The organism is Massilia luteola (assembly GCF_034420155.1).
In the GTDB taxonomy this organism is placed as follows: Bacteria; Pseudomonadota; Gammaproteobacteria; order Burkholderiales; family Burkholderiaceae_D; genus Telluria; species Telluria luteola.
In genome coordinates this window covers 129,360-153,069 of sequence record NZ_JAXOFN010000003.1, presented here as the reverse complement: position 1 = coordinate 153,069, position 23,710 = coordinate 129,360, and the positions used below count along the sequence as shown (strand labels likewise).

The 23,710-nt window shown below is 68.1% G+C and carries 20 protein-coding genes; 13 read left to right on the top strand and 7 right to left on the bottom strand.

All coding sequences use genetic code 11. The features are described from left to right. Window positions 1-42 precede the first annotated feature (42 nt). From U9J41_RS06095 to U9J41_RS06080, 4 genes are all read left to right on the top strand, one after another. Complete coding sequence (locus U9J41_RS06095) at window positions 43-1,308, top strand: glycerate kinase type-2 family protein (protein WP_322400888.1); 1,266 nt, start codon at window positions 43-45, stop codon at window positions 1,306-1,308. Window positions 1,309-1,519: 211 nt separating this feature from the next. Then, entirely contained in the window at window positions 1,520-2,950 is a 1,431-nt protein-coding gene (pyk, locus tag U9J41_RS06090) for a pyruvate kinase (protein WP_322400887.1), read from the top strand. Window positions 2,951-3,029: 79 nt separating this feature from the next. After that, the gene (locus U9J41_RS06085) at window positions 3,030-3,854 is read left to right on the top strand and encodes an isocitrate lyase/PEP mutase family protein (protein WP_322401101.1); all 825 of its coding nucleotides are present in this window, start codon (window positions 3,030-3,032) and stop codon (window positions 3,852-3,854) included. A 144-nt stretch (window positions 3,855-3,998) separates the two neighbouring features. Beyond that, a complete protein-coding gene (locus U9J41_RS06080) occupies window positions 3,999-6,242 on the top strand; it encodes a TonB-dependent receptor (RefSeq protein WP_322400886.1) in 2,244 nt (747 codons plus the stop codon). A 13-nt stretch (window positions 6,243-6,255) separates the two neighbouring features. On the opposite strand, the gene U9J41_RS06075 is transcribed toward U9J41_RS06080, so the two are convergent. Both U9J41_RS06075 and U9J41_RS06070 read right to left on the bottom strand, forming a co-directional pair. Further along, window positions 6,256-7,182, bottom strand: coding sequence for a helix-turn-helix domain-containing protein (locus U9J41_RS06075; RefSeq protein ID WP_322400884.1), 927 nt, complete (start codon window positions 7,180-7,182; stop codon window positions 6,256-6,258). Beyond that, window positions 7,179-7,535: a hypothetical protein gene (locus tag U9J41_RS06070; protein WP_322400883.1), complete on the bottom strand. Its 357-nt coding sequence runs from the start codon at window positions 7,533-7,535 to the stop codon at window positions 7,179-7,181. The genes U9J41_RS06075 and U9J41_RS06070 overlap by 4 nt, the downstream gene beginning before the upstream one ends. Window positions 7,536-7,661: 126 nt before the next feature. Between U9J41_RS06070 and U9J41_RS06065 the strand changes: the two genes are divergently transcribed. Continuing rightward, window positions 7,662-9,074, top strand: coding sequence for a cytochrome P450 (locus U9J41_RS06065; RefSeq protein WP_341850615.1), 1,413 nt, complete (start codon window positions 7,662-7,664; stop codon window positions 9,072-9,074). Between the two features lie 138 nt (window positions 9,075-9,212). Here the strand turns inward: U9J41_RS06065 and U9J41_RS06060 are convergent, their stop codons facing one another. Genes U9J41_RS06060 through U9J41_RS06045 form a run of 4 tightly spaced genes read right to left on the bottom strand, consistent with a single transcriptional unit; the run spans window position 9,213 to window position 13,930 of the window. Continuing rightward, window positions 9,213-10,463: a M20 family metallopeptidase gene (locus U9J41_RS06060; RefSeq protein WP_322400881.1), complete on the bottom strand. Its 1,251-nt coding sequence runs from the start codon at window positions 10,461-10,463 to the stop codon at window positions 9,213-9,215. Between the two features lies 1 nt (window position 10,464). After that, complete coding sequence (gene uraD, locus U9J41_RS06055) at window positions 10,465-12,237, bottom strand: 2-oxo-4-hydroxy-4-carboxy-5-ureidoimidazoline decarboxylase (RefSeq protein WP_425260082.1); 1,773 nt, start codon at window positions 12,235-12,237, stop codon at window positions 10,465-10,467. A gap of 5 nt (window positions 12,238-12,242) precedes the next feature. After that, entirely contained in the window at window positions 12,243-13,187 is a 945-nt protein-coding gene (puuE, locus tag U9J41_RS06050; protein WP_322400878.1) for an allantoinase PuuE, read from the bottom strand. A 17-nt stretch (window positions 13,188-13,204) separates the two neighbouring features. Then, window positions 13,205-13,930, bottom strand: coding sequence for a GntR family transcriptional regulator (locus U9J41_RS06045; protein WP_322400877.1), 726 nt, complete (start codon window positions 13,928-13,930; stop codon window positions 13,205-13,207). A gap of 112 nt (window positions 13,931-14,042) precedes the next feature. Between U9J41_RS06045 and uraH the strand changes: the two genes are divergently transcribed. The 5 genes from uraH to U9J41_RS06020 all read left to right on the top strand — a co-directional run bounded on the left by uraH (window position 14,043) and on the right by U9J41_RS06020 (window position 18,834). Next, window positions 14,043-14,399 carry a hydroxyisourate hydrolase gene (uraH, locus tag U9J41_RS06040; protein WP_322400876.1) on the top strand — a complete coding sequence of 119 codons (357 nt, stop codon included), beginning with the start codon at window positions 14,043-14,045 and terminating at the stop codon, window positions 14,397-14,399. 204 nt (window positions 14,400-14,603) lie between these two features. Next, window positions 14,604-15,860: a urate hydroxylase PuuD gene (locus U9J41_RS06035; protein WP_322400875.1), complete on the top strand. Its 1,257-nt coding sequence runs from the start codon at window positions 14,604-14,606 to the stop codon at window positions 15,858-15,860. A gap of 172 nt (window positions 15,861-16,032) precedes the next feature. Next, window positions 16,033-17,562, top strand: coding sequence for a nucleobase:cation symporter-2 family protein (locus U9J41_RS06030; RefSeq protein WP_322400874.1), 1,530 nt, complete (start codon window positions 16,033-16,035; stop codon window positions 17,560-17,562). Next, the gene (locus tag U9J41_RS06025) at window positions 17,559-18,401 is read left to right on the top strand and encodes an outer envelope protein (RefSeq protein WP_322400873.1); all 843 of its coding nucleotides are present in this window, start codon (window positions 17,559-17,561) and stop codon (window positions 18,399-18,401) included. Before U9J41_RS06030 ends, U9J41_RS06025 begins: the two co-directional genes overlap by 4 nt. A 124-nt stretch (window positions 18,402-18,525) precedes the next feature. Continuing rightward, complete coding sequence (locus U9J41_RS06020) at window positions 18,526-18,834, top strand: hypothetical protein (protein ID WP_322400872.1); 309 nt, start codon at window positions 18,526-18,528, stop codon at window positions 18,832-18,834. A 1-nt stretch (window position 18,835) separates the two neighbouring features. Here the strand turns inward: U9J41_RS06020 and U9J41_RS06015 are convergent, their stop codons facing one another. After that, a complete protein-coding gene (locus U9J41_RS06015) occupies window positions 18,836-19,468 on the bottom strand; it encodes a M17 family peptidase N-terminal domain-containing protein (RefSeq protein ID WP_322400871.1) in 633 nt (210 codons plus the stop codon). 107 nt (window positions 19,469-19,575) lie between these two features. Between U9J41_RS06015 and U9J41_RS06010 the strand changes: the two genes are divergently transcribed. From U9J41_RS06010 to U9J41_RS06000, 3 genes are all read left to right on the top strand, one after another. Continuing rightward, the gene (locus U9J41_RS06010; RefSeq protein ID WP_322400869.1) at window positions 19,576-20,502 is read left to right on the top strand and encodes a bile acid:sodium symporter family protein; all 927 of its coding nucleotides are present in this window, start codon (window positions 19,576-19,578) and stop codon (window positions 20,500-20,502) included. A gap of 457 nt (window positions 20,503-20,959) precedes the next feature. Next, window positions 20,960-21,328 carry a hypothetical protein gene (locus U9J41_RS06005; protein ID WP_322400868.1) on the top strand — a complete coding sequence of 123 codons (369 nt, stop codon included), beginning with the start codon at window positions 20,960-20,962 and terminating at the stop codon, window positions 21,326-21,328. Further along, window positions 21,325-23,529 carry a hypothetical protein gene (locus tag U9J41_RS06000; RefSeq protein ID WP_322400867.1) on the top strand — a complete coding sequence of 735 codons (2,205 nt, stop codon included), beginning with the start codon at window positions 21,325-21,327 and terminating at the stop codon, window positions 23,527-23,529. Before U9J41_RS06005 ends, U9J41_RS06000 begins: the two co-directional genes overlap by 4 nt. Window positions 23,530-23,710: the final 181 nt, after the last annotated feature.

Genomic DNA, 23,710 nt, shown 5'->3' with positions numbered 1-23,710 from the left:
GCCCGTCTCGAGGCGGTATCGGGAACCGAACAGGAGACTTTGATGACTACGATGAATCCGCGCGAACTGCTCGCCAGCATGTTCACCGCCGCCGTGGACGCGGCCCAGCCCTCGTTGTGCATTCCGCGCAACCTGCCGGCGCCGCCCAAGGGCCGCACGGTGGTGATCGGCGCCGGCAAGGCGTCGGCCGCGATGGCCCAGGCGCTGGAGCGGAGCTGGCCGGGGCCGCTGTCCGGCCTGGTCGTCACGCGCTACGGCTATGCCGTGCCGTGCGAGCGCATCGAGATCGTCGAAGCCGCCCACCCGGTGCCCGACGCCGCCGGCCGCGAAGCCGCCCAGCGCATGCTGCGCACGGTGCGCGGGCTGTCGGCGGACGACCTCGTGATCTGCCTGATCTCCGGCGGCGGCTCGTCGCTGCTGCCGCTGCCGGGCGAGGGCGTCACGCTGGAAGACAAGCAGGCGATCAACCGCGCGCTGCTCGCGTCCGGCGCCAGCATCACCGAAATGAACTGCGTGCGCCGCCACCTGTCCGCCATCAAGGGTGGCCGGCTGGCCGCGGCCTGCCACCCGGCGCGCGTGGTCAACCTCCTGATTTCCGACGTCCCGGGCGACAACCCGATGGACATCGCATCCGGCCCCACCGTGGCCGACCCGACCACCTGCGCGGACGCGCTGGAAGTCGTGCGCCGCTACGGCATCGACTTGCCGGAAGGCGCGCGCCGCCTGCTGGAATCCGGCGCGGGCGAGACCGTCAAGCCGGGCGCGCGGCGGCTGGAGCACGTCGAAACCCACATCGTCGCCTCGCCGCAGATGGCGCTGGAGGCGGCCGCGGAGGTCTGCCGCAAGGCCGGCGTCACGCCGCTGATCCTCGGCGACAGCATCGAAGGCGAGGCGCGCGACGTCGCCAAGGTCATGGCCGGCATCGCGCTGCAGGCCAGGCGCCACGGCCAGCCGGTGGCGGGACCGTGCGTGCTGCTGTCCGGCGGCGAGACGACCGTCACCATCCGCGGCGACGGCCGCGGCGGCCGCAACGTCGAATTCCTGCTGGCGCTCGCCGTCGCGCTGGACGGCGCGCCCGGCATCCACGCGCTGGCGGGCGATACCGACGGCGTCGACGGCGCCGAGGAAATCGCCGGCGCGTTCGTCACGCCGGACACGCTGGCACGCGGCTGGGAACGCGGCATGCCGCCGCGCGCGAGCCTCGAGAACAACGACGCGCACACGTTCTTCCGTGCGTTGGGCGATTCCCTCATCACGGGTCCCACGCTGACCAACGTGAACGATTTCCGCGCGATCTACGTGGCCTGACCATCCGCTGTCAGTCGGTCGGGGTCGGAGCCCACCCTGAAAACCGGGCGCCGTCCCCGAGAAAAGAGACTTCCCTTTAGCGGGTACGCCGCGGCGGCGGCGTACCCGCTTTTTTTATTCCTCTAGTCAGTCGGGGTCCGAGCTCACCCGTGAAATTCGAGCTCCGACCCCGAATATTACGAGCCTCGACCCCGAATATTAAGGATTGATCATGCTACGCCAACGCCGCGCCCGCATCCTGGCCACTCTCGGCCCCTCCAGTTCCACCCCCGATCAAATCTACGCGCTGGCCCTGGCCGGCGCCGACGTCTTCCGCCTCAACTTCAGCCACGGCAGCCACGAGGATCACGCCGCGCGCTTCAACACGATCCGCGCCGTCGAGCGCGACATCGTCCGGCCCATCGGCGTCCTGATGGACCTGCAGGGACCCAAGCTGCGCGTCGGCCGCATGGCGGGCGGCAAGGCGATGCTCGAAACCGGTACCCGCTTCCGCCTCGACCTCGACACCGCCGAGGGTACGGCGGCCCGCGCCGGCATGCCGCACCCGGAAATCTTCGCCGCGCTGCGGCCCGGCACCGATCTGCTGCTGGACGACGGCAAGCTGCGCCTGTGCGTGGACGCCTGCGGCCCCGACTTCGCCGAGACGACCGTCATGGCGGGCGGCGCGCTGTCGGACCGCAAGGGCGTCAACGTGCCGGGTGTGGTGCTGCCAATTTCGCCGTTGACGAACAAGGACCGCGCCGACCTGGCGTTCGGCCTGGAGCTGGGCGTGGACTGGGTGGCACTGTCGTTCGTGCAGCGCCCCGAAGACATCGTGGAGGCGCGCGCCCTGATCGGCGACCGCGCCTGGATCATGGCCAAGCTGGAAAAGCCGGCCGCCATCGACGCGCTGGAGGGCATCGTCGCCCTGGCCGACGGCATCATGGTGGCGCGCGGCGACCTGGGCGTGGAACTCCCGCCGCAACAGGTGCCCGTGCTGCAGCGCCGGATCGTGCATGCCGCGCGTGCCGCCGGCCGTCCCGTCGTCGTCGCCACGCAGATGCTGGAATCGATGACGTCCGCGCCGGTGCCGACGCGCGCCGAGGTGTCCGACGTGGCCACCGCGATCTACGAGGGCGCCGACGCCGTCATGCTGTCGGCCGAATCGGCGTCGGGCCAGTATCCGGTGCAATCCGTGGCCGTGATGGACAATGTGATCCGCGAAGTGGAGCAGGACGCGCGCTGGCGCGAAGGCCTGGACGCGAGCCACCAGCCGGCCGACAAGACGACGGCCGATGCGATCTGCTGCGCGCTGCGGCGTGTGACGAACCTGCTGGCGCCCGCCGCGACGGTGACGTACACGGCCAGCGGCGCCACGTGCCTGCGCGCGAGCCGCGAGCGGCCGTCCGCTCCCATCCTCGCGCTGACGCCGCGCGCCGAGATCGCACGCCGCCTGGCGCTCGTATGGGGCGTGCATCCGGTCGCGTTCCAGGAAGCCGAGGGCTTCGAGCGCATGGTGGCGGACGGCGTCGCGGCCGCGCAGCAGCACGGCCTGGCCGACGTGGGCGACGACGTCGTGGTGGTGGCCGGCTTCCCGTCCGGCCGTCCGGGCCGCACGAACCTGCTGCACGTGGTGCGCGTGGGTGAGGAACCCGGCATGTGATATTCCGCGCATCTTGCCGCGTCGCGTGTCTGGTAACGTAGCGTTCCACCACCGACAGGAGATGCGCATCATGGAACACATGAAGACCCGGCTGGACAAAGCGCAGGCGTTCGCCGACCTGCACCGGCGCGGCAACTGCTTCGTCATCCCAAACCCGTGGGATGCCGGATCGGCGAAGCTGCTCCAGCACCTGGGCGTGCCGGCGCTCGCGGGGACGAGCGCCGGCTTCGCGTTCTCGCAAGGGAAGACGGATCCGACCATCACCGTGCGCGCGATGCTGCCGCACCTGGCCGAACTGGCCGCGGCGACGGACCTGCCGCTGTCCGCCGACCTGCAGTCGGGTTTCGGCGCGTCCGCCGACGACGCGGCCCGCACGATCGTCGAGGCGGCGGCGACCGGCATCGTGGGCGGCTCCATCGAGGATGCGACCGACGATCCGCACGACCCGCTGTACGACATCGGCCTGGCCACCGACCGTATCCGCGCGGCGGCCGAGGCGGCGCGCTCGCTCGGCTTCAAGTTCGTGCTCACCGGCCGCGCCGAAAACTTCCGCGTCGGCAGGCCGGATCTCGGCGACACCATCCGCCGCCTGCAGGCCTATCAGGAAGCGGGCGCGGACGTGCTGTTCGCACCGGGCCTGCGGACCGCCGAAGACATCGCGCAAGTGGTGCGCTCGGTCGACCGCCCGGTCAACATCATGATGGGCATGCCCGGCATGCCGCTCACCGTTCCCGAACTGGCCCGGCTCGGCGTCACGCGCGTGAGCCTGGGCGCGTCGCTCGCGCGCGCCGCGTACGGGGCGCTCATGCGCGCGGCGCGCGAAGTGCTGGAGCAGGGGACGTTCGCCTACGCGGACGATGCGCTCGACGCCGCGACCCTGAACCGTATCTTCACGCCAGCCTGAGTTGTACCGGAACGGAACACCCGGTTGATCCGAAGTGGCGCAACGGCGTGCCCGCGCCGGCCGATGTCGTGGCGCCGCGTCCTGGAATGGTTCCTGCAGTGATGGCAGCAACAGACCATCACGGAGACAGGGACCCCATCGACCATGGCATATCGCAAGCACCTGCGGCGGACCGTACTCGCCGTTGCCGCGGCCTGGCACGGCATCGCGGCCGCCGACACGCCGCCGGCCGTCGTCGAAATCGTCGGCACGACGCCGCTGCAGGGACCCGGCGTCGCACGCGAACGGATCGCGGCGAACGTGCAGGCGCTTGACGCCGGCGCCATCGGCGCGCCGGACGGCGCCACGCTGCCGGACGCGTTGAACCGCCGGCTGGGCAGCGTCTTCGTCAACGAGATCCAGGGCAATCCATTCCAGCCGGACGTCAACTACCGCGGCTTCACGGCGTCGCCGCTGCTCGGCACGCCGCAGGGACTGTCCGTGTACATGGACGGCGTGCGCATGAATCAACCGTTCGGCGACGTCGTCGGCTGGGACCTGATCCCGCGCGCGGCCATAGCGGCGCTGACCCTGATGCCGGGCTCGAATCCGCTGTTCGGACTGAACACGCTGGGCGGCGCGCTGGTCGTCCGCACCAAGGATGGCGCGCACGATCCCGGCACGGTCGTGGATGCGCAGGCGGGCAGCTACGGCCGCGCGGAGACCGGATTCGAACACGGCGGCCATGACGGGCGGGGACTGCACTGGTATGTCACCGGCACGGAGTTTCGCGACCACGGCTGGCGCGACGATTCGCCCACGCGCCTCGGCCAGTTGTTCGGCAAGGTGGGCTGGCGCGGCGGGTCGAGCGACGTGGCGCTGAGTGCCGCGTTCTCGTCCAGCCACCTGGCCGGCAACGGCTTGCAGGAGTCGCGGCTGCTGGCGCGTGACTACGCCAGCGTCTACACGAAGCCGGACGTGACCGGGAACCGCGCCGCGCTGCTGAATCTCGCGGGGAGTCGCGACGTCGCCGCCGGCGTCCTGCTGTCGGGGAACGCGTACTACCGCCACATCCGTACATCGACAGTCAACGGGGACTTGAACGACGATGCGCTCGTCGACGACGCGCCGAATGGACTCGTCAACCGCACGGCCAGCACGCAGGCGAGTGCCGGATTGAGCGCACAGGCGTCGCTGTCCGGTGGGCTGGCGGCCGGCGCGGCGTTCGACGCGAGCCGCGTGGACTTCCGCCAGCGCGCGCAATTCGGCACCGTGACTTCGGACCGCGCCATCGCGCCGGTCGAGCTGTTCGACGGCGCCAGGGCGGTCGACCTCGGCGGCCGCACGCGCACGTGGAGCGTGTATGCGATGGACACGCTGCGCCTGCGCGACGGCCTGCACGTCACCTTGTCCGGCCGCTACAACCGCACGGCCGTCCACAACCGCGACCGCATCCATCCCGGCGGCGGCAGCGGTTCGCTGGACGGCGACGATCGCTACGGCCGCTTCAATCCCGCGGCCGGCATCACGTGGTCGCCGGCGCGGACACTGCATGCCTATTCCGGCTACAACGAAGGCAGCCGCACGCCGACGGCCGTGGAACTGGGCTGCGCCGACCCGGCGACTCCATGCAAGCTGCCGAACGCGATGGCGGGCGACCCGCCGCTGCGCCAGGTCGTCACGCGCACCTGGGAAGCGGGCCTGCGCGGGACGCTCCGCGGCGTGCACTGGAACGCCGGTGTGTTTCGCGCGACGAACGCCGACGACATCCTGTTCGTCGCCGACGACGCGGCGGGCTTCGGCTACTTCCGCAATGTCGGCCGCACGCGCCGCCAGGGCGCCGAGCTGGGTGCCGACACTCATGCCGGTGCGGTGGTGATGTCCGTGCATTACACCTACCTGGCCGCGACGTTCGAAAGCGGAGAGACCATCAACGGTGCCGGCAACAGCGGCGCCGACGCGGACGGCAACATCGCGGTGCGGCCTGGCGACCGCCTGCCCTTGATGCCGCGCCACGTGTTCAAGGCGCGCGCCGAGTGGCACGTCGCGCCCGCGTGGTCGGCGGAACTGGGCATGCAGGCGGTGTCGGATGCGACGGCGCGCGGCAACGAGAACGGGCTGCATCGCCCGGACGGCACCGGGTTCCTGGGCGGCGGCTTGACCGCGGGCCATGCCGTGTTCGACCTCGGGACGATCTTTGCGCCGGCACCACGCGTACGCCTGTTCGTCCAGGTCGACAACCTGTTCGACCGGCGCTACGCGACGGCGGCGCAACTGGGCGTGGCGGGCTTCACGGCGGACGGCACGCCGATGGCGCGGGGCGACGGCGCGCGCCCCGTGCACTCGACCTTTTACGCGCCCGGCGCGCCGCGCACGATCCGTTTCGGCGTGCGCTGCACGTTCGATTGAGTCCGCACACGCTTCACACCCACAGCCGGTACATCCAGAACGACTCGTCGTCGACGAAGCGGCGTGCGAATTCCGCCGGCGCGAAGCCGGTGATGCGGCGTACGGCCCGCGTCATGTGGGCCTGGTCGGCGAAGCCCTCGTCCAGCGCCATGGCGGCCCAGTCGAACGGCTGGCCGGCGTCGTGGCGGTCGCGCGCGGCGAAGAACAGGCCTTCGGTGCGCACGATCGCCTGCCACTCGCGCAGCGAACGGCCGCTGAACGACTTGATGCGGCGCTCGACGTGGCGCGGGCTGTGTTCGCGCCGCCATTCGTGCGCCTGCCACGCGAGGCGTTCGACCCAGTGCCGGCCGAGCTGGCGCAGCGAGGCCTGGCCGGAATCGCGGCCGCGCAGCGCCTGCCAGCGGCGCGCGAGGTGACGCTCCAGCACGTCGATCAGATCCGCGTCGGCGCTGGCGCGCAGCGCGTCCCAGAACGGCGTCCATGCGGCGTCCATGACGTCTGCCGCCGGCACGAACCGGTCCTGGATGCGCGCGAGGTCCAGCCCGAACAGGGCTTGCGCGGCGTCGGCGCGGAAGAGCGCCATGCAGCCGTGTCCCGTCGTCGGCGCCCAGCTCGTGCAGGGATCGGCCTGCGTGCCGGAGACGACGCAGGGTGAACCGAACGGTTGCCATTCCACGCCGTGCGCGCCTTGCCTGACCTGGCCGACGTCGACGTCGCGGAACCACGACAGCGTGACGAGCGGCGACGACGGAAAATGCGACAGGCGCTGGACGTCGTCGAGGTGCAGGCCGCGGGTGTCGCGCCCGGCCAGCGCGACGAGCGCGCCCTGCAGCGACGGCGGGGGCAGGCGCAGCCAGTCGGTCGGCCGGCCGGAGGGCGCGGCGGCGCGGGGTGCGCGTGCGAGTGGATCGGGGCAGGGCGGGCGCCGGGTCGGGATCACGGCGTGCGAATGGGCGCTGGCTGCTTGCGCAGCAGCGCCCACAGCGTGTAGGCACCCAGCGCTGTCCCGTACGGGAACTTGAACAGGTCGAGTACACTGAATACGATGAGGAAGACGCGGCCATTCCGGCTCCCTCTGAGCACCGCGATGCCGGCGGCGGCGTCGGCCAGGGCGATGAGGATGAACAGGGTCAGGAACACGACACCCAGCCCCAGGATGAAGCCGGGTACGTGCGCATCCTTCACGAAGGCGGCGAAGCCGCCGAACGCGAGCCCGCCCAACATCAGGAAGGCTGCACCGATGAGCCCCAGGACGACGTGGAGGACGGCGGCGATACGGGTATGGATATCCATGCGATCTTTCGGCGAGAAGCGGAGCCCTAGTATACGTCCGCGGACCGGTCGACATACTCACACAAAATCCCCCCGATGTCGTTTTCGTTCAATACCGCACGCCGGCCCGGTTCGACAATGGGCGCCATGAAAACGACCACGCCCCCATCCTGCCCCTTCCATGCCGGCGCGACGCATGCGGCCCCGGTATCCCATCCACTCGGCACCTGGCCTCCCGGCCCGCCGTCCGGCCTGACCGGTTGGCGCTTCCTGCGCCAGATGTCGGGCGACCTGCTCGGTACCTTGTCGGGCTGGCGGCGCGAGTACGGCGACATGGTGCACCTGCCCATCTGGCCCGAGCACCAGGTCATCGTCACCGACCCGCAACTGGTGCGTGAACTGCTCGTCGACCAGCACGACGCGCTGGTCCGCTGGGAGCGCGGCATCGAGGTATTCTCGCAAGTGCACGGGCACAGCACGCTGACGTCCGAGGGCGCCGCGTGGCGCACGAAACGCCAGGCGCTGCAGCCGGCGTTCACGCCCAAGGCCGTGCAGGCGTTCGCGCCCGCCATCGCGTCCGCCGCCGCCGCCGCGTTCGCGCACTGGCCGCAGGCGGACGATGCGTGGCCGATCGAGAGCGCGTTCACGTCGCTGGGCATGGACGTGATCGTGCGGATGATGTTCTCCAGCGGGATCGCGGCCGACGCGCGCGAGGCCGAGCGGGCCGTACACGTGTGCTCCGTCGCCGGGAATGCCGAGATGTACTGGCCCGCCAGCTGGCCGGACTGGATGCCGTGGAAGCGCACGAAGCGCCGCGCCATCGCCACGCTCGACCGCCTGATCGATGGCCAGGTGCACGCCCGCATGGCGATGGCGCGGGCGGACTGGCCGCAGGACCTGCTCACCCGCTTGCTGACCCTGCACGTCGACGACCCGGCGACGTGGCCGCTCAAGGCCGTGCGCGACGAGTGCATGACGGCGTTCCTGGCAGGGCACGAGACGACGGCGGCGACGCTGACGTGGTGGTCCTGGTGCATGGCCGCGCATCCGGACGCGCAGGCGGCCGCGCGCGCGGAGGTCGACGCCGTGCTGCAGGGCAGGGCGCCCACGGCCGCGGACCTGCCCGTGCTGGACTATCTGGGGCGCACCCTGCAGGAGACGTTGCGCCTGTATCCGGCCGCGCCGGTGCTGATCTCGCGGCGCGCGCTGCGGCCCATCACGCTGGGCGGCTGGCAGTTGCCGGCGCGGACGATCTTCGCGGTGCCGCTGCACCTGATGCACCACGACGCGCGCTGGTTCCCGGAACCGGAGGCGTTCCGTCCCGAGCGGTTCGCGGCGGATGCGCCTTCGATCCCGCGCGGCGCGTTCATGCCGTTCGGAACGGGGCCGCGCGTGTGCCTGGGCCAGCATCTCGCGCTGGCCGAGATGACGCTGCTCGCGGCGATGTTCCTGCAGCGTTACACGGTCGCGGTGCCGGGCGGGATGGCGCCGCCGCGACCGGTCTTCAACATCACCCTGAGGCCGGAGACGCCGCTGGCGCTGCGCCTGACGGCCCGGTAGGGTGGGCACCCCGTGCCCACGCGCAGCCGGCTCCGACACGGACGGATACCGGTCATTCACGCGTCGGCCGAACGCGTGGGCGGCGTGCCAATGAAAACGGGCGCCGGAGCGCCCGCTGCCACGAGGGCGGAGGAAGTCTTAGTCGAGCAGGTCGAACAGCGTGCGCGCGATGACCTTGGTGGCGCGGCGCAGGTCTTCCAGGTCGATGTGCTCGTCGGCGCGCTTGGCGTTGCTCTCGCCGACCGTGCGCGGACCGCAGCCGTACAGCACGGCCGGCACGCCCGCCTCGCCGAACAGGCGCGCGTCGGTGTACAGCGGCGTGCCGGCGGCGCCGATCTCTTCGCCGAACACGCTGGTGGCGTGGCGCGACAGGGCGTCGACCAGCGGCTGGTTGCCGTCCAGCGGTTTCAGGGCGTTCGCCAGCAGCATGCGCTTGATCTCGACGGTGATGCCCGGGCAGTCGGCGACGGCGGCGCGGATCACCTTGTGCAGCGTCGCTTCGACCTCGAGCGGGTTCTCTTCCGGGATCATGCGGCGGTCGAGCTTCAGCACGACCTTGCCCGGCACGACGTTGGTATTGGTGCCGCCTTCGATCAGGCCCACGTTCAGGTAAGGGTGGTTGATGCCCTTGACCTGGCTCTTGACCTGCTTGTACTGGGTGTTCTGGTCGTACAGCGCGACGAGGATGCGGGTCGCGGCCTGCAGCGCGTCGACGCCGGTTTCCGGCACGGCCGCGTGGCCCATCTTGCCGTTGACCGTCACTTCCATCTGCAGGCAGCCGTTGTGCGCGGTGACGACCTGGTAGCTGAAGCCCGCGGCGATCAGGAGGTCCGGCTTGACGAGGCCTTGCTGCAGCAGCCAGCCCGGGCCCAGTTCGCCGCCGAATTCCTCGTCGTACGTGAAGTACAGTTCGACGCCGCCCTTGAGCGGGGCGCCCAGCGCTTCCAGGGCGCGGGTCGCGAACGTGAAGGTCGCGAAATCGCACTTGCTGACGGCGGCGGCGCGGCCGAACAGCTGGCCGTCGACGACTTCGCCGCCGTACGGATCATGGCTCCAGCCGTCGCCCGGCGGCACCACGTCGCCGTGCGCGTTCATCGCGACGGTGCGGCCCGCGCCGTATTTGCGGCGCACGACGAGGTTCGTGATCGTCTCCAGGCCGGCGGCCTTGACGGTGGGCGCCGGCACCGCGTGCTTCTCGGCGTCGAAGCCGAATGCGCGCAGCAGGTCGGCGGCGCGCTCGGCGTGCGGGGCGTTGTTGCCCGGCGGGGTGTCGGTCGGCACGCGCACGAGCTCCTGCAGGAAGCGCACTTCCTCGTCGAAATGGGCGTCGATCCAGGCGTCCAGCGCTTCGTAGGGGGCGGCGGTGTTGTTGGTGGCGGTCATGGTCATGTCAGAAGTCCGATGCGAGTTGGTCGAGAAGGGCTTGGTACGCCTGGACGCACAGTTCGGCGTCGTCGTTGGTGATGGATTCGAGCGGGTTGTGGCTGATGCCGGCGTTCAGGCCGCGCAGGAACAGCATCGCCTGCGGCATGATGTCGTGCAGTTTCATCGCGTCGTGGCCGGCGCCGCTGGGCATGCGGAATACCGGTAGGCCGAGCGTCGCGACGGCGCGCTCCCAGCGCTGGCGCCATTCGGCGGCGCACGGCGCGGCGGCCGCGCGCATCGTTTCCTCGAGCGCGTACTGGAGGCCGCGGCGCTGGCAGATCGCCGCGAGTTCGGCCTGGATGTCGGCGGCCGCGGCGTCGCGCACGTCGTTGGTGGTGGCGCGCACGTCGAGCGAGAAGCGGCAGCGGCCCGGCACCACGTTGATCGAGCCGTTCGGCACGTCCAGCATGCCGACGGTGGCGACGAGATCGGCGACCGCGCCGCCGCGCTTCTCGGCGAACAGCACCAGTTCGGCCGCGGCGGCGGCGGCATCGCGGCGCATCGTCATCGGCGTGGTGCCGGCGTGGCTGGCGACGCCGACGATCTCGCCGACGAATCGCACGCTGCCGTTGATCGAGGTAACGACACCCAGCGGCAGGTCGAGGTCGTTCAGCACCGGCCCCTGTTCGATGTGCGTCTCGACGAAGCCGAGGTAGCGCGCCGGATCGCGTTTCAGGGCGGCGATGTCCTCGACCTTGAGGCCAGCGTGTTCGATCGCCGCGCGCATCGTGATGCCGTCCGCGTCCTTCTGGTCGAGCCACGCCATGTCGAACGATCCGCACAGGGCGCCCGAACCGAGGAACACGGCCTTGTAACGCTGGCCTTCCTCTTCGGCGAAGCCGACGACTTCGATGCCGTAGGCGAGGCGCTTGCCCTGGCGGTGCAGTTCGCGCACGCAGGCCATCGGCACGAGGATGCCAAGGCGGCCGTCGTACTTGCCGCCGTTGCGGACGGTGTCGTAGTGGGAGCCGGTCAGCAGGCGCTTCGCGGCAGGATCGGCGCCATGATAGATGCCGACGACGTTGCCGACGGCGTCGATCGTGACGTCGTCGAAGCCGCATTCCTCGCGCATCCATTGCGCCAGATGAAGCGCCGCGGCGCGGTGCGCATCGGTCAGGTAGGTCACGCACAGCTCGCCGCGCTCGGCGTACCCGGGTTCGGTGTGGGTGGCCAGCTGTTCGTGCCAGTCCCACACGTCGTTGCCGAGCGCCGGGTGCTGGTCGAACTTGTCGTCCAGGCGGATCTCGGCGATGCGGTGGATGTTGCGCAGCGCTTCGGCGAATTCGAAGTCGGGCCCGTTGCCCAGCCGGCGCGCGAAGGTGGCGATGATCTCGGCCTTCTGCAAACCGAGGCCGCGCGGGCCGCGCACCGCGAGGATGAACGGGAAGCCGAATTTGGCGTTGTAGTCCGCGTTCAGCTTCTGGATCGTCGCGAATTCCTCCGGCGTGCAGTTCGTCAGGCCGGCCTTGTTCTGTTCATTCGTCGATTCCGCCGTCAGCGATTTGCTGACCATCGCCTTGCCCGCGAGCTCCGGGTGGGCGCGGATCAGGCCCAGTTTTTCCTCGTGCGAGGCGTCGCGCACGGCTTCGACGAGGCCGCGCTTCAGCTGCGCGAGCGTCGCGAACGGGCGCCTGGGCCAGGCGCGCTGCGCGATCCACGGCGAGTGCTCGTAGACGCCGTCCAGCAGCGCGGTGAAGTGCGCCTCGTCGGCGGCGTTGAGTGTCTCCAGCGTTAACATTGTCATTACTCCCACGCGAAAGCGGTGTCGGGGTTGTAGGGGTGCGCGGTCTTCCAGTGGCGCGCGATGTCGATGCGGCGCGCGACCCACACGCGGTCGTGCTGCTCGATGTAGTCCAGGAAGCGCTGCAGCGCGCGGAAGCGTCCCGGGCGGCCCAGCAGGCGGCAGTGCATGCCGATCGACAGGATCGACGGACGGTCGCCGCCTTCCTGGTAGTGGACGTCGAAGGCGTCGCGCAGATAGGCCAGGAACGGATCGCCGTGCGAAAAACCCTGGGGCAGCGCGAACCGCATGTCGTTGGTGTCCAGCGTGTACGGCACGACCAGTTGCGGCGCCTGCGTGCCGTCGGTCTTGCGCACCTTGAGCCAGAACGGCAGGTCGTCGCCGTAGTAGTCGCTGTCGTATTCGAAGCCGCCGTAGTCGGCGACGAGGCGGCGCGTGTTCGGGCTGTCGCGGCCCGTGTACCAGCCGAGGGCGCGTTCGCCGGTCAGGCGTTCGATGGCGTCCATGCCGCGCGCCATGTCGGCGCGCTCCGCCGCCTCGTCCATGTTCTGGTAGCTGATCCAGCGCCAGCCGTGGCAGGCGATCTCGTGGCCCAGTTCCTTGAACGCGCTCGTCACGTCCGGGCTGCGCTCCAGCGCCATGCCGACGCCGAAGACCGTCAGCGGCAGGCCGCGCTTTTCGAACTCGCGCAGGATGCGCCAGACGCCGACGCGCGAGCCGTATTCGTAGATGCTCTCCATCGACAGGTGACGGGTCGGGAACGAGGCCGGGTTGAACATCTCGGACAGGAACTGCTCGCTGCCGGCGTCGCCGTGCAGCACGCTGTTCTCGCCGCCTTCTTCGTAGTTCAGGACGAACTGCACGGCGACGCGGGCGCGTCCCGGCCAGTCGGCGTACGGCTGTTCGCGGCCGTAGCCGGCGAGGTCACGTGGGTAGGGTTGGGTCATGATGGCTCGTTCGTGGGTCACGGGTGAAGGATGTCGGCCAGGTCGACGCGCTGCGGATCGAGGTGCAGGTTGTGCTGCACGTTGGCCAGGTGTTTCGAGACGAGGCGCACGGCCGCCTTGACGTCGCGCTTTTCGAAGGCGTCGACGATGGCCACGTGCTCGTCCAGCGATTCCTCCGCCGACTGCGACGACTGGCGCATCAGCGCGATCAGCGAGGAGCGCGTCAGCAGCTCGGACAGCATCTGCACCAGTACCTGGTTGCCGAGCATCTGCGCCAGCACGAGGTGGAAGTCGCCCAGCAGGCGGGTGCGCCCCGGGACTTCGGCGTTGGCGACGGCGGCCTGTTCCAGCTGCAGGTGTTCGCGCAGCTGCTTGATCTGGGCGTCGGTGATCGTCGCGCACAGCTGCCTGGTGACGGCCGTCTCGAGGATAGTGCGCACTTCGAACACGTCGTTCGCTTCCTCGGCGGTGGGCGTGGCGACGAACGCGCCGCGCGCCGGTTCCAGCACTACGAGGCGGTCGCGCGACAACTGGTTGAACGCCTGGCGCACCACGGTGCGCGACACCTTGAAGATGTCGCCGATCTTCTGTTCGGACAGTTTGGTGCCGGGCATCAGGCGGCGCTCGGCGATCGCGGTGGTGATGGCGTCGACGATGCGCTGCGTGGCGCCGCCGGCCGGCGCGCCCGCGGGCGTATCATGGGTCAACGGGACGATCTTCAGGGGCGTTCGGGCTCGGCTCATGGTCGCTTTACACAATAAGTGATTGACATCGTGATTGGAGTGTATACACTTTTCGAAAAAAAGAAAACACAAAGTGTATGCAATTTTTTCGTCAACCAAGAAAGGAAAACAGATGGGACACCTCAGCACCCACGTGCTCGACACCATGAACGGCTGCCCGGCGGCCGGCATGTGCGTGACGCTCGAAGCGCTCGACGCCAATGGCGCGCGCACGATCAGGACGCTCACGCTCAACAGCGACGGCCGCAACGACGGCGGTCCGCTGCTGAACGCCGAGACGATGGCGGTCGGCCGCTATCGCCTGACGTTCGCCGTCGCGGCGTACTTCCGCGAGAAGGGCGTCAGCCTGCCCGAGCCGGCCTTCCTCGACGTCGTGCCGCTGGAGTTCGGTATTTCGGACGCGGCCGGCCACTATCACGTGCCGCTGCTGGTCAGCCCGTGGTCGTATTCGACCTACCGTGGCTCGTAAGCATCAAGCCTTGTTCTTGTCATAAAAAATCTCCCCATTTTCGACAAGATCGTATACAGTTGTAGATGTCGCCGCGGAGCACATCGGCATGCGGGCCCAGCCCGACGCCGGTGGTTGCGATGATTTGCCCCTCACAGAGCCCGCTGTGGTGATGGGACAGTACGTGCAGTCGTTCATGCCGTACTTCCTTTCGTAAGAGGCTCTATGGAATCCTATCTGCTCGACTGGGCCAACCTGCTGTTGCGCTGGACCCACGTCATCACGGCGATCGCCTGGATCGGCGCATCGTTCTACTTCGTCTTCCTCGACAATTCGCTGACCAAGCCGACCTCTCCCGACCTGGTGGAGAAGGGTGTCGACGGCGAGCTGTGGGCCGTGCACGGCGGCGGCTTCTACCACCCGCAAAAATACCTCGTGGCGCCGAAGTCGATGCCCGAAGGCCTGCACTGGTTCTATTGGGAGAGCTACGCCACGTGGCTGTCCGGTTTCGGCCTGTTCACGGTGCTGTACCTGTTCAATGCCGGCACCTTCATGGTCGACAAGCAGGTGCACGACTGGACCGCTGGCGCCGCCGTCGGCACCGCGCTGGGCTTCCTCGTCGCGTTCTGGCTCGTGTACGACACGATCTGCCGCACGTTCGGCCGCAAGAAGAACGGCGACGCCATCGTCGGCGGTATCATCTTCGTGTTCGTCGTGTTCGCCGCCTGGCTGGCCTGCCAGCTGTACGCGGGCCGCGCCGCCTTCCTGCTGGTGGGCGCCATGCTGGCCACGTCGATGAGCGCCAACGTGTTCTTCTGGATCATCCCGGGCCAGCGCAAGGTCGTCGCCCAGCTCAAGGCCGGCCAGCCGGTCGACCCGATCTACGGCTGGCGCGCCAAGCAGCGCAGCGTCCATAACACGTATTTCACGCTGCCGGTGCTGTTCGCGATGTTGTCGAACCACTACGGCTGGCTCTATTCGGGCGACAACAACTGGGTCGTTCTGGTACTGATGATGCTGACGGGCGCCCTGATCCGCCAGAGCTTCGTGGCCCGCCACAAGGCGATGGTGCACGGCAAGCGCGTGCCGTGGGAATTCGCCGGCTTCGGCGTCGCCGCCCTGATGGGTCTCATCGTCTACCTGGTCCCGAAACCCGAGATCGACGTGCCGACCATCGCGTCCGCCGCGCCCACCGCGGCCGTCGCCAACAGCGGCGCCGCCGCCGGCGCCAGCGCGCAGAACGTCAGCTTCGAACAGGTGAAAGGCGTCGTCGCCCAGCGTTGCTCGATGTGCCACTCGGCCGCGATGGCGTCGAAAGGCATCTCGTTCGATTCGCCGGAATCGATCAAGCGCCACGCCCAGGAGATGTACCAGCAGGCCGTCGTGCTCAAGCAGATGCCGCTGAATAACGCGACCCAGATCACGCCCGACGAGCGCAACCTGATCAAGCGCTGGTACGAGGAGGGCGCCCCAGTCAACTGATCACCAGGGGCCCCGTGCCCCGGCCGGCCGCGTCACGAGCGCGGCCGGCGTCCCGCGGGCAGCATGCATCCTTCGTTTCGAACGCAGTAACGCAGTACACGCACCACACGCAGTACGGCAGCACCGGCAGTTCAAAAACCAAAGGGGGACCACCCCCGCACAGGAGACAAGCATGACCCAAATTTCCCGCCATCCCGTGGATGAGCGATTGCCCCTCGGGCGCCTGACCGCGCTCGGCCTGCAGCACGTCCTCGTCATGTACGCCGGCGCCATCGCCGTGCCGCTGATCGTCGGACGCGCCCTCAAACTTCCCCCCGAACAGGTCAGCATGCTGATCTCGGCCGACCTGTTCTGCTGCGGCATCGTGACCCTCATCCAGTCCCTCGGCCTGACTTCCTGGTTCGGCATCCGCCTGCCGGTGATGATGGGCGTGACCTTCGCGGCCGTCGGCCCGATGGTGGCCATCGCGAACGCGGTGCCCGGCGTCGACGGGGCGCGCGCGATCTTCGGCGCCGGCATCGGCGCCGGCGCCGTGGCGCTGCTCATCGCCCCGTTGATGAGCCGCCTGCTGCGCTTCTTTCCGCCCGTCGTCACCGGCACCATCATCCTGATCATCGGCGTGACCCTGATGCGCGTCGGCGTGGGCTGGGCCATGGGCGGTCCGGACAACACGGCGCAGAGCGTCGACACGGTCAAGCTGGCCGCGATGGTCGACGCCGCGCGCGCCAGCGCCGCGCAGGCCGCGAGCGCGCTGCCGCCGGGCAGTGCGGCGCCCGCGCTGAAGCTGGCCGGCCCCGTGCCGATGACGCCGAATCCGAACTACGGCGCGCTGGACCACCTGGGCATCGCCGCGTTCGTGCTGGCGGTCGTGCTGTGCCTCGTGCGTTACACCCGTGGCTTCCTCGCCAATATTTCCGTCCTGCTGGGCATCGTCGCCGGCTGCATCGTGACGTTCGCGTTCGGCGAGATGAACTTCGCCAAGGTCGGCCAGGCCGCCTGGTTCCGGCTCGTGACGCCGCTGGCGTTCGGCGCCCCCACGTTCGATCTCGTCATGATCGTCACGTTCGCCGTCGTCATGATCGTCGTGATGATCGAATCGGCCGGCATGTTCCTCGCGTTGTCCGAATTGACGGGCAAGGACCTCGACCGCAAGCAGCTCGCGGCCGGTCTGCGCACGGACGGCCTGGGCACCCTGATCGGCGGCCTGCTGAACACCTTTCCGCACACGAGCTTTTCGCAGAACGTGGGCCTGGTCGCGGTCACCGGCGTCAAGAGCCGCTGGGTGTGCGTGGCCGGCGGCTGCATCATGATCGTGCTGGGCATGCTGCCGAAAATGGCGGCGCTCGTGGAAGCGATCCCGCAATTCGTGCTGGGCGGCGCCGGCCTTGTGATGTTCGGGATGGTTGCCGCGGCAGGCATCCGCATCCTGACCCGCGTCGACTTCCGGAACAATCGCTACAACCTGTATATTGTCGCGCTGTCGATCGGCTTCGGCCTGATCCCGCTTGTGGCGCCGCGCTGGGCCCAACAGATGGCCCACAGCCTGCATCCGTTGCTGGAGTCGGGCATCCTGCTGACCGCCGTCGCCGCGGTCGCGCTGAACCTCTTCTTTAACGGAACCCGCGACATCCCTGCCGAGAGCCATGGGGATGCGGGCGCCACCAACAACCACCAACCAATCGTCCAAGGGAGCAAAGCATGAAGAAAACCGTCCTGACCATGGCGCTGTGCGCGTGCGCGGCAACGTCCGTCCAGGCCGCCGAATGGAGCGATACGTCGATCGGCTACCGTACCGGCAGCCGTTTCCGCGAGCCGTTCAACGGCGCGGACATCCACAAGGACATCCTCGACATCAACCACGTGAGCGGTTATGCCTACGGCACCAACTTCTTCAACCTGGATGTCCTGCTGTCGAACAAGACCGACCCGTCGGCGCCGGGCGCGAGCTCGGGCGCGCAGGAGTTCTACCTCCTGTACCGCAACACGGTTTCGCTGACCAAGGCGACCGGCAACCCGTTCGCCTACGGCCCCGTGAGCGACGTCGGCATGACCTTCGGCTTCGACGTCAACACGAAGGACGACGCCGGCTACAACTCGAAGAAGCGCATGCTGGTCGTCGGCCCGACGTTCTCCTTCAAGGCACCGGGCCTGCTGAACGTGGGCATCTACGGCCTGTGGGAGAGCAACGCGCCGACCAACGAGTTCTCGGGCGTCTCGACCCCGCGCTACCGCTACGACACGCACCCGATGCTGGGCGCCGTGTGGGCATTCCCGGTCGGCGGCACGGGCTGGTCGTGGGAAGGCTTCGCGAACTGGATCGCATCCAAGGGCAAGGACGAATTCGGCAACCAGACCGCGCCGGAAACGAACATCGACATGCAGCTGCTGTACGACGTCGGCCCGCTGCTGGGCGCCAAGCCGAAGACCTTCCGCGCCGGTTTCGAGTACCAGTACTGGCACAACAAGTTCGGCAACGACAGCAAGCACGTGCCGGGCGCATCGGCCAGCACGCCGATGGTGAAGGCCGAATATCACTTCTGATTTCCGAGTAGGACGGGACGGCACGGCGGTGCCGGCCTGTCGTTGCCACCGGCGCGCTTGCCTTCGGGCGGCGCGCCGTTTTTTTTGCCACCGGGGTCAGAGCCCGGTTTGGATCAATGTCCCGATGCACAACGACCGCCAACGTCGGCGCGCGTACGACCTTACGCGGAAGCGCTTGCACCAAAACGTGCCGGTCTTTCCGACGCTTGCCGGCTACCGCGATATCTTCGGCATTCTCGTCGAGCCGGGCGCGCACGGGACGTTGCGCTGGTTTTTTCATTGGGGCAGGCCGAACAGCACGGCCACCATCGACGGGAGTCATAACGTCGTGACCGCGTCGAACGGGGCGACGTATGCCATCAACGGCCCGGCCCTGGCGTCGCCGACGCCTGAGGAGTTGCAGGGCATGCGCTGCCGCGCCGACCGGGACTGATTCATTGACGGGTTGCGGCGGTCGCCCGCGCGAACGCCGCCGCGAATGCGCGCCCGGCCGCCTGCGCGCGCGGCGCGCCGACGTCGAACGTGCAATGCCGCAGCGCCGGCGTGCCCGCCAGTCCGGCGTCGGCCAGCACGTGCTCCGCGCGCAAGGCGCCGAGCATCCCGTCCAGCATGACCTCCTGCATGTCCAGCGCCGCGTTGTCGGTGTGGCCGGCATCGAGCACGCTGGGCGCGAACGCCATCGACGTCGCGCCGTGGCGGATCGCCTCGCGCATCGCGACGCGGCAGGCGCGCCGCAGCAGGTCGCCGTCCAGCGCCGCCGGATCGCCCATGCCGATCACCAGCACCGCACGCGGCGTCACGCCCGGCGGCGGCGTCGTGACCAGCAGCGTTTCCATCGGCTGCGCCCGGAACGCGCCGGCCGCGCGCAGGCGCGCCAGTTGGCCGCCGAGCGCCTGGTCCAGGGCGAGCAGCCCGCCGCCCATGGCGCCGCCCAGTTCGTGCTCGAACATGCAGGCCACGCTGAAGTCGACGTCGGCGTGCGCCGGGCCCCATGCGACGACGTCGAACGCGACGCCGTCGAGGGTGCCGATCGGCAGGCGGATGGGGGCGGAGGCGGTATCGGTCATGGTGGGGCGATACTAACGCGGATTGCGCAGCGCCGCATCCGCCAAAGGTCAGGGCGCGGACATATAATGCCGGACCCATCGCACATCGACACCAGGAGAACCCACGCGTGAACGCCGTAGAAAAAGCCAGCGCCTTCGTCGGCAAGACCTTTTCGGTGTGGGTCCTCCTGTTCGCCGCCCTGGGATTCTTCGCGCCGCCGCTGTTCACCGGCTACAAGACCTGGATCGCGCCGCTGCTCGGCATCGTCATGTTCGGCATGGGCCTCACGCTGTCGGCGGCGGATTTCCGCGAAGTCTTCCGGCGGCCGAAGGATGTCGCGATCGGCGTCGTCGGGCACTACCTCATCATGCCCGGCATCGCCTACCTGCTCGCGCTCGCGCTGCGCCTGCCGCCCGAGATCGCGGTCGGCGTCATCCTCGTCGGCTGCTGCCCGAGCGGCACCGCGTCGAACGTGATGACCTTCCTGTCGAAGGGCGACGTCGCGCTCGGGGTGTCGATCGGGTCGGTGTCCACCTTGATCGCGCCGTTCGCGACGCCGGCCCTCGTGTCGCTGCTCGCGGGCGGGTGGATGCACATTAATACGACTTCGCTGTTCGTGGACATCGTGCAGGTGGTGATCCTGCCGATCGCGCTCGGCATCGCGGCCAAGACCCTGTTCGCCAGGCAGGCGGCGGCCAGCGTCAAGGCGCTGCCGCTTGTGTCTACGGTGGCGATCGTGCTGATCATCGCGATCATCGTCGCGCTGAACCAGCCGAAACTGTTGACGAACGGCCTGCTGATATTCGCGGCGGTCATCCTGCACAACCTGCTCGGGTTTGCGCTCGGCTATGGGTTTGCCCGGCTGTTCGGCATGAACCTCGCCAAGCGCAAGGCGGTGATGTTCGAGACCGGGATGCAGAATTCCGGCCTCGGCGCGGCATTGGCCGCGGCGCATTTCAGTCCTCTCGCCGCCGTGCCGAGCGCGCTGTTCAGTGTGTGGCACAACCTGTCCGGGTCCGCGCTGGCGACGTGGTGCGCGCGCAGAACGGATTAGCCGCCACGGCCCGGGCGGAAACGGTCCGACTGCCGCGATCCTGTCGTGCCTGACCCGAATTTGGTGCAGAACGCCGCCATGGAACGGGGACGGGAATGCTTGGCACCGGCATCGTGTCGATTGGCAAAAATTTATCGGTCTACGGTCTATTGACGGTAGACGGCTGTGCAATCGTTTACAATCTCGTCAACATTGCAGCGCGCTGACGTGCGGGAGGCAAGGCCACGTTCCCGTCGCGCAACCGATATTGGCGCCGCCACGGCCACCGTCCAACGACAACGAACCATCGTATGCACATACGGATTCTCGGACTCGAACGATCTATCCACTTGCTGCCATTTGCCGGGTGCCGGCGGACTGTGGCTTCTGGCGAAGTCGAGGCGGGGGGCGGGTGCGGGCACATTGCATTCACGGACGGCCCGGCACGCGCTGGCGATCCTGCCGTCGAAGGACTGCCGTGCTCCTGATCCGCGCGCGCCAGCAATCGATTCTCGAAGACGACCAGCGTCAGGCCTTCGCGCAGCGCTTGTTCGAGGCGCTTGCGGCGCTGCGGCCCGAGGCGATCGAAGCGAGGGGCAGGGCGGCCGTCCGCGCGCATGTGAGTACCGGCCTGGATCGGGCCCTGGCCCGCGGGATCGTGTCGGAACAGGCGCTTTGGCAGTGGGCGCAGATCGTCCTCGTCCACGGCGCCGAGTTCGATTCGATGTCCTGGGCCGCGCCCCTGCTCGAGCCTGTGCCGCGTTCGATCGCCGACGGCAACGACCTCATGACGGCACTTTATGCGGAAGCGGCGCGACGTGTGGCCGGCGCGGGAGAGGTCGAGTGAAGAAGCGGATCGAGGCGTGCCTTCTCCAGCTTTGCGTGGCCATCAAGACGTTCATGGAAGGGAATGTCCTCGACCGCAAGGCCATCGAAGCCTTCGAGTCCGCGCTCCAGAAAATGTCGTCCCTGCTGCGCGCGCTCGGGCGTGACCTCCTGCAAGCGCAAGCCAACCACGGCTTGCCGTTGCTTCCGGCAGAGATCGCGGAAAACACGTTGTTCGAGGCGCAGATCACGGCATTGATGACGCTGCGCAGCCACGCCGCGTTCGGGGCGCGCGTGGCCCGGCGCACCCGGTTGCTCGCGCAGACGGTCTCCCGGTATGTCAACGGCGGCCTGGTCGACCTGGCGACCGGTCAGCAATTGCTTGGAACGATCGCCTACCATGGTCACGAACTCAAGCAATTTCATCGACGATGCAGGTCGATCGCAGCGAGCGAGGCGCTGGAGTTAATCCACAAGAACGCTGGCAAGAATCCGGCGGCTTGGTTGAGGAAAATCGCTTCTCGGCTGCTCGCGGCCGAGACGACATGGACGCAGAAGGTCACGGACTTCGAGAAGAAGACGGTGCAGGCCGGGCAGTCCTTTTCCTCCAGCAAGTCCGCCGTGACGAGCATCATCCCCTGTGGCATGCCCGGCATGCCCGGCATGGCCGGTTTGCCGGAGACGACCGAGCAAATCGAATGCATTGCCGTCTATCGGGGGCTGCATTTTCGCCGCGACTACTTCAGCGATTTCGATATCCTGAACCAGAGTCTTGCCTCGCTCGACCAGATTCCGGCCTCGAGCGAAGAGGCCCGCCACCGCGCGAGCGTCGAGCCGGGGCTGGTCGAATCGCAGGCGCAACTGGATCAACTCGACGAGGAAGCCATGGGCATCGCCCGCAAGTTGCGCGCCCTCGAGGGCGAGGCGGTCAAGCAGCACTGGAGCGGGAACAAGCAGGGCGACCAATACTACAGCCTCATCCAGCGCTACATCAATACGTATGGTGCCTTCAGCACCGAAATCAAACAGGCCGACAAGGCGCCCGCACTGTATCGAGGTCTCGACTTCAGCCTGACGCCCTTCGTATCGTTCTCGTTCAATCCCGTGCACTCGATCCGCTACGTGCTGGGCATCAAAACGCCGGAAGAGCAGTCCGAGCAACGGCGCCGTCAGGGAATGATGGGCGAGCTCTACATTTATCTCATTCCACTCGTCCCTGACAACATCCTGCGCCTCAACAACGTGCTGCAACTCGCGGCGCAGAAGAGCCTGTCGATAAAGGCGCGCATCCTCAACGAGGCCGAGGTGAACGTTCTCGGAGGTATGTCGTCGGCCTGCCTCGTGGGGCGTCTCCTCGTCGGTGCGTCGGGGTTCGACTTCTATGCGCCGGACGAAGAGGGTGGCGATCCGATGAAGCAATCGAAGCTCGACAACTGGCAGGAAGAATTGGCCGCGCGCGCCATCGGCTGTGCGGCGAGCGAGGCGCAGCAGCTGGGCTGGAAGATAGTCGGCTACGAGTCGCTCCCGACGATTTCTTCCGCTGCCCTGGTAAATCCCTATTTCGGCGTGGCCAATATGCCGACGGAGAAAGCCCGCCTCAACACCGCCGAGAAACAGTCGGTCCAGGTCCAGCGTGCGTTGGCCCGAAAGGTTACGGCATTCAACAAGGGCTTTTCCTCGGTCGGCGGTACCGCCGCAACCCTTTCATGGGGCGCGGCGTCGGACGAGGTCGAGGTCGAGGGCGAGGACGAGGACGAGGACCCACAAGGCCCCGGCTCGGGCAATCCGGACGACATCGTCATGTTCGAACCACTGCAAGTGCCGTCGTATCCGAAATCGGTCACCGAGTTTCTCCAGCAACAAGGTGTTCAGGCGCCCGATGCCTCGCTTGCGAACCTGTTTGAACACTTCAACGAGGGCCAGGCCACGCCCGAAGGACACAATTGCCTCATCCATACCCTCGCTCAGCTGGAAGCCAATGATCCGAACGTCATGCCGGACTTCGTCCAGGAGCGCCTGGCCTACGGTCTTCCAACCGGCGCGACGATCGACGTAGGCACGACCGGTCACCTCATGGCGGTCACGCGTGGATTGCACGTCCAGATATACGCGATCGGATACGGTGGGACAGTTCAAAACATGACTTCGGTCGGCAACGCCGCGGGAACAAATTGCACGATCCTGCAATTCGGCGCCCACTTCGTTCCACTGTGGCCAAAGTAGGATCGCTGTGGCGCGATAAAAAAGTCCGCCACAAAATAAAAAGTTAGCCACAAACTAAAAAAGTTTGCCACAACTGCGGCGGTGCTTAGAGCACATGACAAGCGGTCGACTTGCTCTGAGAGCAACAACGCCGTAAGCTGAGCCATTCTGAACGTCCGCTATCGGCCAGAAGCGGCCCTTC

Excerpts from the sequence above, each read along its gene's own strand:
- U9J41_RS06095 (WP_322400888.1), top strand. The coding sequence starts at position 43 with ATGACTACGATGAATCCGCGCGAACTGCTCGCCAGCATGTTCACCGCC.
- pyk (WP_322400887.1), top strand. The coding sequence starts at position 1,520 with ATGCTACGCCAACGCCGCGCCCGCATCCTGGCCACTCTCGGCCCCTCC.
- U9J41_RS06085 (WP_322401101.1), top strand. The coding sequence starts at position 3,030 with ATGAAGACCCGGCTGGACAAAGCGCAGGCGTTCGCCGACCTGCACCGG.
- U9J41_RS06080 (WP_322400886.1), top strand. The coding sequence starts at position 3,999 with ATGGCATATCGCAAGCACCTGCGGCGGACCGTACTCGCCGTTGCCGCG.
- U9J41_RS06070 (WP_322400883.1), bottom strand. The coding sequence starts at position 7,535 with ATGGATATCCATACCCGTATCGCCGCCGTCCTCCACGTCGTCCTGGGG.
- U9J41_RS06065 (WP_341850615.1), top strand. The coding sequence starts at position 7,662 with ATGAAAACGACCACGCCCCCATCCTGCCCCTTCCATGCCGGCGCGACG.
- U9J41_RS06060 (WP_322400881.1), bottom strand. The coding sequence starts at position 10,463 with ATGACCATGACCGCCACCAACAACACCGCCGCCCCCTACGAAGCGCTG.
- uraD (WP_425260082.1), bottom strand. The coding sequence starts at position 12,237 with ATGTTAACGCTGGAGACACTCAACGCCGCCGACGAGGCGCACTTCACC.
- puuE (WP_322400878.1), bottom strand. The coding sequence starts at position 13,187 with ATGACCCAACCCTACCCACGTGACCTCGCCGGCTACGGCCGCGAACAG.
- U9J41_RS06045 (WP_322400877.1), bottom strand. The coding sequence starts at position 13,930 with ATGAGCCGAGCCCGAACGCCCCTGAAGATCGTCCCGTTGACCCATGAT.
- uraH (WP_322400876.1), top strand. The coding sequence starts at position 14,043 with ATGGGACACCTCAGCACCCACGTGCTCGACACCATGAACGGCTGCCCG.
- U9J41_RS06035 (WP_322400875.1), top strand. The coding sequence starts at position 14,604 with ATGGAATCCTATCTGCTCGACTGGGCCAACCTGCTGTTGCGCTGGACC.
- U9J41_RS06030 (WP_322400874.1), top strand. The coding sequence starts at position 16,033 with ATGACCCAAATTTCCCGCCATCCCGTGGATGAGCGATTGCCCCTCGGG.
- U9J41_RS06025 (WP_322400873.1), top strand. The coding sequence starts at position 17,559 with ATGAAGAAAACCGTCCTGACCATGGCGCTGTGCGCGTGCGCGGCAACG.
- U9J41_RS06020 (WP_322400872.1), top strand. The coding sequence starts at position 18,526 with ATGCACAACGACCGCCAACGTCGGCGCGCGTACGACCTTACGCGGAAG.
- U9J41_RS06015 (WP_322400871.1), bottom strand. The coding sequence starts at position 19,468 with ATGACCGATACCGCCTCCGCCCCCATCCGCCTGCCGATCGGCACCCTC.